Raw genomic sequence first — 14,289 nt, 5'->3', positions numbered from 1 at the left:
AAAAGGCTATAGTGGCTCCTTCAACCGCATCTCTTTATATTCGCCGCATGAACCAGTTTTCCTTTCCGCAACAAACTGCTTTTTATAAGGGCAAAGTAAGAGATGTTTATACCATTGGCAATGATCTGTTAGTGATGGTGGCCAGCAACCGCATCAGTGCTTTTGATGTGATTCTTCCCCGCCCTATTCCCTATAAAGGACAAGTATTGAACCAGATTGCTGCATACATGCTGCATGCCACCAAAGACATCTGCCCCAACTGGTTGCTGCAAGTGCCGGCGCCCAATGTGAGCATCGGTAAAAAATGTGAGCCTTTTAAAATTGAAATGGTGGTGCGGGGCAATCTCGTAGGTCATGCCTGGAGAACTTATGCAAGCGGTAAAAGAGACTTGTGCGGAGCAACAATGCCCGACGGATTGAAAGAAAACGACTTCTTCCCCACTCCCATCATCACCCCTTCTACCAAGGCCGATGCAGGACATGATGAAGACATTAGTCCCAAAGAAATTATTGAAAAAGGTTTGTGTACTGCTGCTGAGTGGGAACAACTGAGCAATTACGCATTACAATTATTTGCACGTGGTAAAGAAATTGCAGCCAAACAAGGTTTGATATTAGCAGATACCAAGTATGAATTCGGGAAACTGAATGGTGAAATTGTGTTGATGGATGAAGTACATACGCCTGACTCCAGCCGGTATTTTTATGCGGATGGTTTTGAAGAACGCCAGCAAACCGGCGAACGTCAAAAACAATTAAGTAAAGAGTTTGTTAGAGAATGGCTCATTGCCAACAATTTTATGGGCAAGGAAGGACAAACCGTTCCTGAAATGAATGATGAATGGGTAAACACCATTTCACAACGTTATATTGAGTTATATGAAAAAGTAATCGGTGAACCGTTTGTTCCGCAGGAGTTGAGCGATGATGAAACCATGAAAAGAATCAGTGCTGCACTGCAAAAATTAAGTTGATGTTTGAACAGATAAAGGCATACTACAAGAAACTGATTCCGCACCTGCAGGATGAAGACTGGCAGGCGCTGCAATCAAAACTGGAAGTGCAATACCTGAAAAAAGGTGAATTCTTAACACGGCAGGGAGAAACAAGCCGCACCGTAAGTTTTATTAACAAAGGATTGCTGCGGATGTGCTATCTCATTGATGGGAAAGAAATCTGTACCGGTTTTGTAAGTGAAAATGAATACATCAGCTCCTATGCCAGTTTCCTGACACAAACACCTTCTGCTGAAAACATTGATGCACTGGAACCCTGTGAACTGGTAAATCTTTCTTACGAGGATATGCAGCAACTCTATCGATCGCATCCCGTATTTGAAATATTCGGAAGAAGAATTGCAGAAATGCTCTTCATCATGGTATCCTCACAAACAACCCGTTTATTGACTCTTACTCCGGAAGAACGTTATCAATCCATCATTCAAAACCAACCATTCATTATTCAACGGGTACCGCAGTATATGATTGCATCATTTATCGGTATTACACCTGAACACCTGAGCCGTATCCGTAAAAAGATGAGTTCCTCCTCTACAGCCTGATTGATAAATATCAATAAATGTTCTCTTTCATTTCATCTTGATAAATGTCAACCGATTTGCAACCGGTGAATTGAAATTTTGTGCTCACAAAATCATTCACCATGAAGCAAATACTTTTCATCATTACCATGCTGCTGTCCTCTTTTATTACATCAGCACAAAACAATTTTCAAACAGTTAAAGGAACGGTACTGGATAAAATAAGCGAAAAGCCACTGGCCGGAGCCACCGTTACCATTGAAGCACTCAACATTTCTTCTGTAACAGATGCCAATGGAAATTTCCAATTAAAAAATGTTCCTTCAGGCCGCATCAGCATCAGTATCACTTTCAGCGGTTACCAGACAGCTACTATCCCTGAAATATTAGTAACTACAGGCAAAGAAGTGATTGTGGATGTAAGCCTCGAACAAAACATCACATCACTTAACGAAGTGGTAATTAAAGGAAGTAAAATCAAAAAAGGAAATGTGAACAATGAATTTGCCGGCAGCAGTGCCCGCAGTTTCAGTATTGAAGAAGTTACCCGTTATGCAGGTGGCCGTAACGACCCCAGTAAATTAGTGAGCAATTTTGCCGGTGTTATTTCCAACAATGATTCCCGTAACGATATTGTGGTTCGTGGTAATTCACCGGCGGGTGTTTTATGGCGCATTGAAGGATTGCCCGCTCCTAGCCCTAACCACTTTTCAACATTGGGCACTACAGGTGGTCCTATATCAGCACTCAACACCAATGCTTTAAAAAATTCTGATTTTTATACCGGCGCTTTTCCTGCTGAGTATGGCAATGCCACTGCTGCGGTTTTTGATATCAATTTCAGAACCGGTAATACAACAAAGCATGAACGCACCTTGCAATTAAACCTCTTCAGCGGTTTGGAAGCAATGCTGGAAGGGCCATTGAGTAAAAAGAAAAACGGAGCTTCTTACCTGGTGGGTTACCGTTATTCCTTTGTGCAGATTGGTCAATCTTTAGGATTAAACGTAGGTACTGCTGCTGTGCCAAGGTACCAGGATTGGGTGTACAATATTCAGTTTGCGAAAACAAAAGCCGGCAGACTTTCATTGTTCGGCATGGGTGGCATCAGCAATATTGATTTTATCGGAAAAGATATTGACAGTACTGATTTTTACAGCCGCAGTGACCAGGATACCTATGTAAAAAGTAATTTTTCACTCTTTGGTGCGAAACACACGCTTGATATCGGGAAACAAACTTTCATCCGTACCGTTGTATCATACAGCCGTACAAAAACAGATTTCAATAATTATCAATATGAACTCCCCGTTCCTCCGTATACCAACCGCTGGTTAATTACCGATGTAAACGATGAACAGGAAACCATCCGTTTCAACAGCATCATCAATTCCAAAACATCTGCAAAATTTTCCTGGAGAGCAGGTATTACCGGTGAACGTTTTCAAATCAATTCACTTGCCAGCGACCGTGAAGGCAAAACCGCCAGTGATGCATTTGATGTTATCCGCAATTACAATGACCAATTTTTATTATGGCAGTATTTTGCACAGGCACGTTACAAACCCATTAATAAAATCACCATTACGGCGGGTGTGCATGGCATGAACCTTACGTTCAACAAAAGCAATATCCTGGAACCAAGAGCCGCTATCAGCTATCAACCCAATGTAAAAAACACAATCACCTTTAGTTATGGTTTGCATGGCCAGATGCAGGCATTACCTGTGTACCTGTACCAAAAGCAGGTGAATGGCCTGCTGCTTAATAACCGTAATCTTGATTTCAGCAAAGCACATCATTTTGTTCTGGGTTATGAAAACCGGTTTGCTGCCAACTGGCGGGTAAAAGCAGAACTGTATTACCAATCTTTATATGACATTCCGGTGGAAGCAGGAAGCACAGGTTTCAGCATGCTCAATGCAGGAAGCGATTTCACCTTTCCTGAAAAAGCAGGATTAATCAACGAAGGCACCGGCAGCAATACAGGCGTGGAATTGACTGTAGAAAAATTTCTTACCAATGGTTTTTACCTGATGGCTACCGGTTCTTTATTTGACAGTAAATACAAAGGAAGTGATGGTATTGAACGCAACAGTTCCTTTAACTACGGCTATGCAGCGAATGTATTAACCGGCCGTGAGTGGAAAACAGGAAAAGACAAACGCAATGCTTTTACTGTTGATGTACGATTATCGACTATCGGCGGACGTTATGTGACTCCTGTTGATGTAACACGTTCTCAACTTGAAAAACGGGAAGTGCTGGATGAAAGCAGGTATAACAGCGAACAGTTAAACAGTTACCTGCGGATTGACACCAAATTTGGTTACCGCATCAACAGTAAAAAAAGAAAAATCAGTCAAACCTTTTACCTCGATTTACAAAATGTAAGCAACAGGGAAAACATATTCCTGCGTCGCTATAACCCACAACGGGGAACAGTAGGCAATGTGAACCAGATTGGTTTCTTTCCTGATGTTTTGTACCGAATTCAATTCTAAATCCTTCAAAGCAAACACAATGGCTGCAACACTTACAAAGAAAGAACAGGAACATCTGAAGATGAAATATGGTCCGATGGCGCTGGTTACCGGCGCCACTTCGGGCATAGGCCTCGCAATTGCCCAACAACTGGCACAATGCGGATTAGACCTGGTGATTACAGCACGTACCACCTCAGCATTGGAACGTTTAAAAAATCAACTTGAAAGCACGCATGGCATCACCGTTATTGCACTAACTGCTGATTTGAGTAATGAACAAAGTACCGATGCGTTTATAAAATCCATTCATGCGTATCACATAGGCCTGGCTGTATTATGTGCCGGCTACGGCACTTCCGGTTTATTCATACAAAGCAAACTGGATGAAGAAGTAAATATGCTAAGGCTGAATTGTGAAGCAGTGTTGAAGCTATCCCATTACTTTACAAAAGTGTTTCGTGCATGGAAAAAAGGGGGCATTATTTTTTTCAGTTCTATTGTTGCGTACCAGGGTGTTCCTCATGCAGCACATTATGCGGCAACCAAAGCTTATATACAATCATTGGGAGAAGCGCTGGCCATAGAACTCAAGCCCTATGATGTAGACGTACTGGTAGCGGCACCCGGTCCTGTAAAAACAGGATTTGAACAGAGAGCCAATTTGCAAATGAACGGAGCGATGCTACCGGAAACTATTGCAGTTCCTGTATTAAAAGCGCTTGGCAAAAAAAGCAGCGTATGGCCGGGCTTTCTTTCCAAACTGCTCATTGGTTCCTTACATACATTACCCCGCTTTCTTAAAATTCGAATTATGCAAAAAATTATGGGCGGCATGACAAGGCATCAGCGAACAACTGCTTTTTAGTTTATTCATAGAAAATTACTTTTAAAAATGTTGTTCTATTGAAATATTTGTTTTAACCCCATAGGGGTGAAATATTAATAGAACAATATATAATATGAAGCAGAGCTCCGTAGGAGCGATATGTTTTATCATTTTTCAAACGATACATTTCGCCCGGATGGGGCTTGGTTTCCTTTTATGCTTTTTCTACTGACATTACGCCTCTACGAGGCTTTTTCACAAAACCAATTAAACTTTTAACAGCACAACACACTACCTTTAAACAAATCAATCATCATGACTCCTGATTCTATCTTCAGCATCTGTAATACCATTGCTCTTGCGGGCTGGTTATTGTTAATGATTCTTTCTCCCTTTTGGGTGGATACAGATAAGCTGCTCATTGGAATTATCATCACCTTATTTGCTATTATTTATGCGTGGTGCATCAGCCAGAGTTTCAGCGCCGGCGACTTTGACAAATTTTCAACACTGGATGGTGTGATGAGTTTGTTTACCAATAAAATGGCCGTAACAGCCGGCTGGGTACATTACCTCGCCTTTGATTTAATGACCGGCATCTGGATTAAAAAGAATTCAATGAAGTACGGCATCAGTCATTGGCTCATCATACCCTGTTTGCTGTTTACATTTATGCTGGGGCCGGTAGGGTTGTTGATGTATCTCATCATCAGAACCATCAGTTCCAAACAATACTTTGCTTCTAACTATTGATCAATTATGAGCAAAACGATTCATACAACTGAGAATACAAACACCATCAATGGTTTTTTAATTCAGCTACGCATTCGTAATCCCCTGCTCTATACTTTTGGATGGATCAATATTGCAGGCGCTATCATTTGTTTAGTGCTTATTCAAATCACAACAACGGAAGTACTGGGCATCAATGCCTGGATCAAGCCGATGAAGTTTTTTCTTTCCATCGGTATTCTTGCATTCACCATGAGCTGGTACATGGTGTACCTCAACAACCGTAAAGCGGTGAAGCGTTACAGTTGGGTGATGATTCTTACCATGTTGATTGAAATGAGCATCATCATTTGGCAGGCGGCTAATGGACGGCTTTCGCACTTCAACATCAGCACACAGTTGTACGGAATTCTTTTTCAATTGATGGGCATTGTCATAACTGTTTTCACTTTATGGACATTATACATCGGAATTCTTTTTTTTAAACAAAAAGATTTTCCACCACTGTTACCGCAAGGATATATCTGGGGAATAAGACTGGGCATAATTTGGTTTGTGATTTTTGCATTTGAAGGCGGTCATATGGCTGCACAACTGGCACACACTATTGGTGCGCCGGACGGAAGTGAAGGATTGCCTGTGCTCAACTGGAGTAAGCAGTACGGTGATTTAAGGGTAACTCACTTTTTTGGAATGCATTCGCTGCAAGTACTTCCGATAGCCGGTTTTTATTTTGCAAAAAGCAAAGGTCAACTTATTACCCTTGCGTTGGTGTGGTTTGTATTTGTAATGTTATTGTACTGGCAGGCATTAGCCGGTTATCCTCTCCTTTAAGCGGCTAAAAAGACATACCTCTTTTTGCAACCATCTTAGCTTTTATTCATCTAACTTTAATTTATGAAATCATTACTACTAAGCATAATGCTCTTTCCTTTAATTGCTGCCTCGCAGGAAGTTCATTTACTCATTGGCACCTATACCAATACTACAAGTAAAGGCATCTATGTATATAAGTTTCAGATAAACGATGCTTCATCAAACCTGGTTAGTACAGCACCTGCATCCAACCCTTCTTTTATAGCCGTTTCGCCCAATGGCAAAACTGTTTTTGCAGTGAATGAAAACAACCCCGGCACTGTATCATCATTTGCATTCCATAAAGATTCAGGCACTTTAAAGTTCATCAACTCTGTTGAAACAAAGGGAGCTCATCCCTGTTATGTAACAACAGATAAAAGAGCCAAGCACATTATAGTAGGTAATTACAGCGGTGGCAATCTTTCAGTATTTGATGTAAAAGAAGACGGAAGTTTAAGTGAAGCCAAACAAACCATACAGCATAACGGCAACAGTGTTAACCGTCAGCGGCAGGAAAAGGCACATGTGCATGCCACTGTTTTTTCACCGGATTATGAGCAGCTATTTGTTCCTGATTTAGGGATGGATAAACTGATGATTTATAAAGCTGATGCTAAAAAAGGGACTTTAATTGCTGCAGAAACTCCTTTTGAAGATGTGAACCCCGGTGCCGGGCCAAGACATGCTGAGTTTCACCCTAATGGTAAATTATTATTCCTGATGGAAGAGTTGAGCGGCGCCGTTTCTTCGTATAAATATGAAGATGGGAAATTAAAACTGGTGCAGAACATTTCTGCTCATCCGTTTGATTATAAAGGCAACAAAGGAAGCGCTGATATCCATGTGAGTAAAGATGGAAAGTTTTTGTATTGCAGCAATCGTGGTGATGCCAACTCCATTGCTATTTTTTCTGTAAACGAAGAAACAGGCATACTCACTCCTTTGGGCTATCAACCAACGCTGGGAGTTCACCCAAGAAATTTCACCATTGATCCTTCCGGTAATTTTTTGTTAGTAGCTAACCGGGATAGTGATGAAGTAGTTATTTTTAAAATCAACACTTCAACAGGCATGCTTACTGATACCGGAAAACGCATATCAGTACCAAGACCGGTTTGTTTGAAATGGATTAATGACAAGTAATGTAAATAACCACCTTATTTTATTCAGGAGCCGGATAATTTTTCTAACCTGCTCTTGGCTTTATTAAACACGTTTCGTCCTTTATCAATACCGCTTCTTAATTTCTTCTGCTCTTCTTCAGGCAAATGAATAAAATCCAGGCATTCATTACTGCAGGTGCCTTCCATTTTCTCTTTGCATTTATCACATTGTATAAACAAAAGATGACAGGCATCGTTTACACAATTCACATGCGTATCAGCCGGCTTGCCGCATTGATGACATTTTGAAATAATCTCTTCTGTAATACGCTCTCCCAATCGCTGATCAAACACAAAATTCTTTCCGTGAAATTTATTATCCAGTCCGTTTTGTTTTACCTGGTTTACATAGTTGATAATACCTCCTTCCAGGTGAAATACATTTTTAAATCCCCGGTGCAGCATATAAGCACTGGCTTTTTCGCAACGGATGCCGCCGGTGCAATACATGATGATGTTTTTGTTTTTATCTGCTTCCATCATGGCTGCAGCCATGGGCAGTTGCTCACGGAAGGTATCGCTGGGTATTTCAATAGCGTTTTCAAAATGGCCTACTTCGTATTCATAATGATTCCGCATGTCAATTACAACGGTGTCAGGATCATTGGTGAGACGATTGAACTGCTCTGCATTCACATACCTGCCCTTATTAGCCATGTCAAAAGAAGGATCATCAATACCATCGGCCACAATTTTCTTACGAACTTTTACATCCAGCACATAAAAACTTTTACCATCATCATCCACGGCAATATTCAAGCGCAGACCATTTAAAGGCTCAATGGTATATAAATAGCTTTTGAATGATTCAAAATTTTCAGTGGGCACACTTACCTGTGCATTAATCCCTTCTTCCGCCAGGTAAATGCGGCCGAGCACACCTAAAGCTTTGAGATCGATATACAACTGATTACGGAAAGCAGCAGGCTCTTCAATTTTAAAATAACAGTAAAAAGAAATGGTAGTGCGGGGAGTAGTGTCCTGTAAAATGCGTTCTTTCAACTCCCTGCGGGAGATGCGGTTGTGTAATTGTGCCATGTGTTTGAATTTTAATTCTTGCTTACGGAACTCCAATTGCATGTTGGACAAAATTCTAAAGCGGCACAAAGATAAGCAACCGATCTAAACCTTGATTATGTTTTGATTTTTGTAATAGAACGATTAATCATTAGACCCGCCGATAGAAATGGAACTGCCGATGCGAAAATCAATACGGGCAGGCGCTCCTGTTTGATAGGCATTTACAACATCAAAACGAAGAATGCGGAAGATATTTTCTAAACCTACATGCCATTCAAAATAATTTGTTTGAGGTAAACGTAAATATCCGACACCTCCTACCAGGTGCCAGTTCAATTTCTTTATAACAGGAATTTTATTCGTGAGCAAACCATTGAAATGATGCTCTGCAAATGCAGCGGTATAAAAATGAGCGCTGTTGCTGAATTGGTAATACTGTGGCAGTTGAAAAGCAGTTAAATAATCTTCGGCCCGGAATAAACGGTTGCCCGGAAAATGTTTGAGATCCTGTACTTCTACCCTGTTGGTATTGGTAAACCCGCCTAACTGTACACGGTAGTTAAAGCGGCCCAATAATTTCAGATTGAGATTATCCCGTACAGAAAACTGCCAACGGTCAAAGTCAATATCACTGCCCAGCAATCCATTCACACCTTTTACATACTGCAGGTTAAACACCGGCCACTTAGAACCAATATTGATGGTTCTGTCAGGAAACTCTACATAGCGGGCACCGGGTTGTAATTGAATACCGATGTTTACAACAGCCGCCTGGTGTGCTGTAAAATTTCCATTCAATAACTCTACAGGGTAATTGGGTTTATAACTCGCTTTGTTTTTACTGATGAATGCATAGTCTGTTGTATTTTCCAATGGTTTGCGATCCTGGAATTGAAAACCACCATACACTGTTAACCCCTTGCCCACTCCTTTTGTAAAGCTGATGCGGAAGTAATCAGCTGCATACAGCTTCATAAAGTTATTTCTGTAAAACAGTGAAGAAACTGTATTTTGAAATGGCTCAATGGGGTTATCGTTGTTTAATTGAAAAATCCGTTTACCTCCGCTCACCGTTATATTGGAAAAATATTTTTCACCGAAATTATAACGCAAGGTTCCCCAGCCATAAAACTGTTCGCTGCTGAAGCCATATCGAACATGCGGTGTAAAACTCAGATTTTTCCGGTCAGTGTATTGCTTATTGAATGTAAAAGCAAGATCACCAACCCAACCTTCTACTGAATTGAACTGAATACTGTTAAGCACGGAAGGAATGGAAAAAGATGTTTTATGTTTCTGCCGGTTAAAAGTTTTACCTGTTACCAGCAGGTTCATCGGTTTGAGTTTGTTATTGATACGGTCTAATGAATCGAGGTAAGCAGGATTTTTCCGCAACTGTTCCAGGCTATCCTTCTTCACATAATCTTTCATTTCAGCATCACTCAACTTAAGCGGACGGATACTATCCCAGTACGACACCGGTTTTTTATTACTCCCCTTTTCATACTTAAGCACGGTGTTGTTGAAATATTTTTTATCAAAGCCGGGCTGTGTATTAAAGTTGCGGTACACATTGGCAAAAGTTCCATACGCATCAAACCCGAAAATTTTAACGGAAGGATATAACACCTGGCTCTGCACCACCCATTCATTTACGCCCAGCATCTGGTATAATTGTTCAATACGAAGCGTATCAGCAAAATCCATCTGGCTTTGTTTGGTTAACTGCAACTCCAGGCTGTGAATGCGCCATTCATCTTCCACAATATTGATATAACCGCTGAAACAGGGCTCAAGTTTTCGCCTGGGTATCACCTTTATTTTATTGATGAGTTTTCCTTCTTCGCTGAAAGCACCTTCATATTTGTAACGGTACATACTCAGGGCATTGTCTGCAATGGGCGATACAAACCCACGGGGATTGAGCGAACTGCTGATCTGTACATTATTTTCATAGAAGCTGAAAAAGCGGGCGCCGGCAAAACCATAGCCATCACTTTTTCCGCTCACTCTTGTACTTAGCACATCAATCTTTACTTTGTTGGGTTTATCGATAGAAAGTTTGGAAACAGTTTCTGATAAATAGATCATTTTCTTTTTACTCGTATCACCATCTTCAAAATCCACCGTTTCACCCATAAATCTTTTAGGATAATTGCGCAGGCTCATGGTTCCTTTGCTGTACACTTCGCATTGAAACACATCATTTTCCTGCAAATGTTCTTTTCGTTTAGCAATGGCATTTCTTATGATCGCATAAGCCGGATCTTCGGCACCGGAATTAACCACTACTTCTTTCAAATTCACTTTTTGCAGTGGCAAAACAAAATGTAAGGTTTGTGCAGCACCGGTAACGGTAATCGTTTGTTCCACCCGTTCATAACCTACATGGCGGCAAATGATGGTATAAGTTCCGGCCGGAAGCTCAAGGAAATAATAAGCCTGGCTGTTGGCATTGGTTTGAATATTTTTTCCTTTAATGGTTACTGATGAAAAGGGAAGCAATTCACCTGAAGCAGCAGTTACAGTTCCTGACACCGTACCGGCATTCACCTGTACGAGCATGCAAATGCTGAAGCAAAGAAACAACAGTGGTTTCATAGCCCACGAAAGTAATGGCATAGTGTGTTAGCGAAAGTTTAAATTATGAAGCATCCTGTTTCTTACGAAGGAAACTACCGGTTAAGGCAGCCATGCCTGCTGTGAGAGCAGCTACTAAACCTGTTACCATCATGATCAACCAGTGTGAAGGTGTTTTAAACAACAACTCAGCTATTTTGGTTGAAAGCAGGTGTTTGTTTTTGATATCAATATAAGATGCCAGCAATGTCCATAACAGAAAGAGGGAAAAGAAACCGGCAAGAAAAGCAGTTAATGGCTTTTGTGGTATAATAACAGCTACCAGGAATGCAGCAGGTGCAATAATCCACCAGGGCATGTACAAACCTCCTACATAACTGAGGAGAAGGGTAAGCAGAAAGGCTGAAAGGAATCGCATTCAAATGATTTTTACAATATGAAATAAATAGTTATGCTTTTTTAAACTGCATCACATACCTGATTTTAGGATTTTCTGTATCTCCTTTTTTCATGACCCATGCACGGTAATAATCACCTTTGGCCCAGGTATCAACAAACTGATCATAGTAACGGCTGCCGGGGTTTCCGCTTTGTCCGCCGGGATATACCACATAAGCATCTGTTTCTGCTGAAAGTTGAACCACCATTTTCCAACTGGGTCCGTGACTGTGCTGTGTTGCATTTACAATATGCTGTCCGCCACCAATAGGCAAATGCTTTCTTGCAAATGGTAATAAGGCTGTTTTTAAGAGATGATAAACCGTAGTATTCTTATGCTCACCCCATGCTAATTTATTTTCAGCATTTATTTTTTGCAACTGCGGCACAATGGCTTTAAAAGATTGATTAATGACATCAGCCAGTGTTTCTTTTTGCGATGTGTTCTTGTTATCTACATATGCAAAAGCAGAATCTCTGAGCACCGCTTCAATCAATGTACGTTCAGATGGAAACAGACCGAGTTCTTTTAAAGTACCCAGGTCATCATCCCACACCATATGCTCCAGTGTATCATACCAGAGTTTAAATACTGTAGCTCCTTTTTCATCGTAAGCATTCTGCAGGTTCCAATTACGGAAGAGATCAAAGTATTCTTTCTCAGATGTGCTTAAAGAAGCTTCGTTCATATATTTAAGAAACACGGGACGTACCGTTGCGGCAAATGAATTGTAGTTTTCATTCTGCAGGTTCATCATATCACTCACCGTAATACCGGATAAAGCTGAGAGTTTATTGTGAATGGTGATGCCTCTGTACAAATCATAACCACCGGGAATAAAATAAGGATACGTTGCATCAACCGGCCGTTGATTGGCACTTTGCAAAAAGCCTTGCTCCGGGTTGAGACTGTGCGGATTTTCTGCCTGCGGAATATATCCCTGCCACATATAACTACTGTCAGTACCTGGCATAATGTACAAACCCTGCCGGTCCCAACGTGCAGGAAATGTTCCCTGCTGCCAGATGGCAATATCACCCGCCTTGGAAGCAAACACAAAGTTTTGTGCAGGGCATTCAAAATACTTGATAGCGGCAGCATAATCTTCGTAATTCTTAGAGTGATTGAGTAACCAGAAGGCCTTGGCCTCATTAGATGGATCATGTGCTTTCCAGCGAACAGCTATGGATCTGCCACCGGTGCTTTCGTTTTTAAAAGATGCATCATACATCAATGGGCCAAAGACAGTATAAGCAACTGTATCATAAAATACCGGCTTACCCTTCACTCTTATTTCCTCAATTCTGAGTTTGGTCTCTGTCCATTGCTTATTAAACCAGTATTGCTTTTTGCTTTCATCTTTTAATGTGATTTCATAATAGTCTCTCACATCACGTTGTGAATTGGTAACTCCCCAGGCAATACTATCGTTAAAACCGATAACGATGCCGGGGATGCCCGGAAAGCTTGTACCATAGACATTAATATCCGGTCCGCTCATTTGCATTTCGTACCAGATGGAAGGCAGCGTTAATTCCAGGTGCGGGTCATTACAAAGAATGGGAGCACCGCTCTTTGTTTTTTTACCGGCTACCACCCAGTTGTTACTTCCGTTGTTGGGATTGGGTTTATCAGTCTCCGTAAGATTGATGGGTTCTTTATTGCCGAGGTATAATGAATCAGCTTCCGCAGGTTTAACGGGCACTATGCCGGGTGTTTCAAACAGAGTTCCTTTGGGAATAATCGGCTGCAAAGAATCCGGCACAGCAGGGAATAATACTTTCATCTGCTCATCTGTAAAAAAAGATTTGGCAGCAGTAAACTCTAAATCATCCACATTACCCGCCAGTGTTTTATTCATGGCTTTGATGAATAATGCAATCTTGAGGTTGTTCCATTTTTCAGGTTCATAGCCAAGGAGCTTGTATTCAACCGGAAGTTCACTTTCACTTAAACTGCTGATGTAAGCATTTACACCGGCGGTATAAGCATCACATAAATTTTTAGTGAGCGCATCTTTATTCATTTCTTCCAGCATATTCTCTGCCGCATACACCATTCCCAGTCGACGCTGCTCCCGGTCATAATTCAATGCCCGTTCACCAAAAATTTCACTCAATCTGCCCGCAGCAGCATGTGTTTGAAATTCCATTTGCCATAAACGGAATTTAGCATGCAGAAATCCCTGCACAAAAACCGCATCCAGCTGGTCATCAGAATATACATGCGGCACCAGGCGCTCATCAAAATAAACCGAAGCACCACTTTTAAGCTGCGGCAATGTGAAAGACTCATTGAAATTCTTATTAAACGATTCTGCATTTTGCCAAAAGCCATGTTGCGGGCTCAGAAAGGTTCCAAATGCAGGGGCTGCACCAAAACGGTTATTCAAAGCATATACCAGGGCTACAGTAAGCAGCAGGGAAATTGAAAAAGGTAAAACACGCATAGAATATGAAGATGAGCCGGTAAATTATGGAAAAAAGGCAATAGTTGAACAACTTGCCTCCCGGGAACAAACTTCTTTTTAGTGCCCCGCTTTTTCCTCACAAAAAAAATCAACATCTGAATATTTGCTGTTTTGCCAAATCGTTTTTATATTGCCTTATACTCCTCTCATCCTTCCTGACTAACCTATTTCACAA

11 protein-coding genes are annotated in these 14,289 nt (G+C 41.1%); 7 read left to right on the top strand and 4 right to left on the bottom strand.

The window, feature by feature from the left end:
• Positions 1-47: 47 nt before the first annotated feature.
• From PDL71_RS10265 to PDL71_RS10235, 7 genes are all read left to right on the top strand, one after another.
• Entirely contained in the window at positions 48-974 is a 927-nt protein-coding gene (locus tag PDL71_RS10265; protein WP_407520633.1) for a phosphoribosylaminoimidazolesuccinocarboxamide synthase, read from the top strand.
• On the top strand, positions 974-1,561 hold the full coding sequence (locus PDL71_RS10260; protein ID WP_407520631.1) for a Crp/Fnr family transcriptional regulator: 588 nt from the start codon (positions 974-976) through the stop codon (positions 1,559-1,561). The genes PDL71_RS10265 and PDL71_RS10260 overlap by 1 nt, the downstream gene beginning before the upstream one ends.
• Positions 1,562-1,662: 101 nt before the next feature.
• The gene (locus PDL71_RS10255) at positions 1,663-4,044 is read left to right on the top strand and encodes a TonB-dependent receptor (RefSeq protein ID WP_407520629.1); all 2,382 of its coding nucleotides are present in this window, start codon (positions 1,663-1,665) and stop codon (positions 4,042-4,044) included.
• A gap of 19 nt (positions 4,045-4,063) precedes the next feature.
• Positions 4,064-4,891 (top strand): SDR family NAD(P)-dependent oxidoreductase, encoded by an 828-nt coding sequence (locus PDL71_RS10250; protein ID WP_407520627.1) that lies wholly within the window; start codon positions 4,064-4,066, stop codon positions 4,889-4,891.
• A 276-nt stretch (positions 4,892-5,167) separates the two neighbouring features.
• Positions 5,168-5,605 (top strand): ABA4-like family protein, encoded by a 438-nt coding sequence (locus PDL71_RS10245; protein WP_407520625.1) that lies wholly within the window; start codon positions 5,168-5,170, stop codon positions 5,603-5,605.
• Between the two features lie 6 nt (positions 5,606-5,611).
• On the top strand, positions 5,612-6,418 hold the full coding sequence (locus tag PDL71_RS10240) for a hypothetical protein (RefSeq protein WP_407520623.1): 807 nt from the start codon (positions 5,612-5,614) through the stop codon (positions 6,416-6,418).
• 63 nt (positions 6,419-6,481) lie between these two features.
• Positions 6,482-7,585 (top strand): lactonase family protein, encoded by a 1,104-nt coding sequence (locus PDL71_RS10235; protein WP_407520622.1) that lies wholly within the window; start codon positions 6,482-6,484, stop codon positions 7,583-7,585.
• A 23-nt stretch (positions 7,586-7,608) separates the two neighbouring features.
• Here PDL71_RS10235 and PDL71_RS10230 read toward each other — a convergent pair whose 3' ends face one another.
• From PDL71_RS10230 to PDL71_RS10215, 4 genes are all read right to left on the bottom strand, one after another.
• Positions 7,609-8,643, bottom strand: coding sequence for a rhodanese-related sulfurtransferase (locus PDL71_RS10230; RefSeq protein WP_407520620.1), 1,035 nt, complete (start codon positions 8,641-8,643; stop codon positions 7,609-7,611).
• Positions 8,644-8,766: 123 nt separating this feature from the next.
• A complete protein-coding gene (locus PDL71_RS10225; protein WP_407520618.1) occupies positions 8,767-11,247 on the bottom strand; it encodes a DUF5686 and carboxypeptidase regulatory-like domain-containing protein in 2,481 nt (826 codons plus the stop codon).
• Positions 11,248-11,269: 22 nt separating this feature from the next.
• Positions 11,270-11,623 carry a hypothetical protein gene (locus PDL71_RS10220; RefSeq protein ID WP_407520616.1) on the bottom strand — a complete coding sequence of 118 codons (354 nt, stop codon included), beginning with the start codon at positions 11,621-11,623 and terminating at the stop codon, positions 11,270-11,272.
• 31 nt (positions 11,624-11,654) lie between these two features.
• Positions 11,655-14,093, bottom strand: coding sequence for a penicillin acylase family protein (locus PDL71_RS10215; RefSeq protein ID WP_407520614.1), 2,439 nt, complete (start codon positions 14,091-14,093; stop codon positions 11,655-11,657).
• Positions 14,094-14,289: the final 196 nt, after the last annotated feature.

It is taken from the genome of Lacibacter sp. MH-610, assembly GCF_045780045.1.
GTDB lineage: Bacteria > Bacteroidota > Bacteroidia > Chitinophagales > Chitinophagaceae > Lacibacter.
Note: the sequence above shows the minus strand (reverse complement) of the source record. Positions and strands in the feature narration are given on the sequence as shown.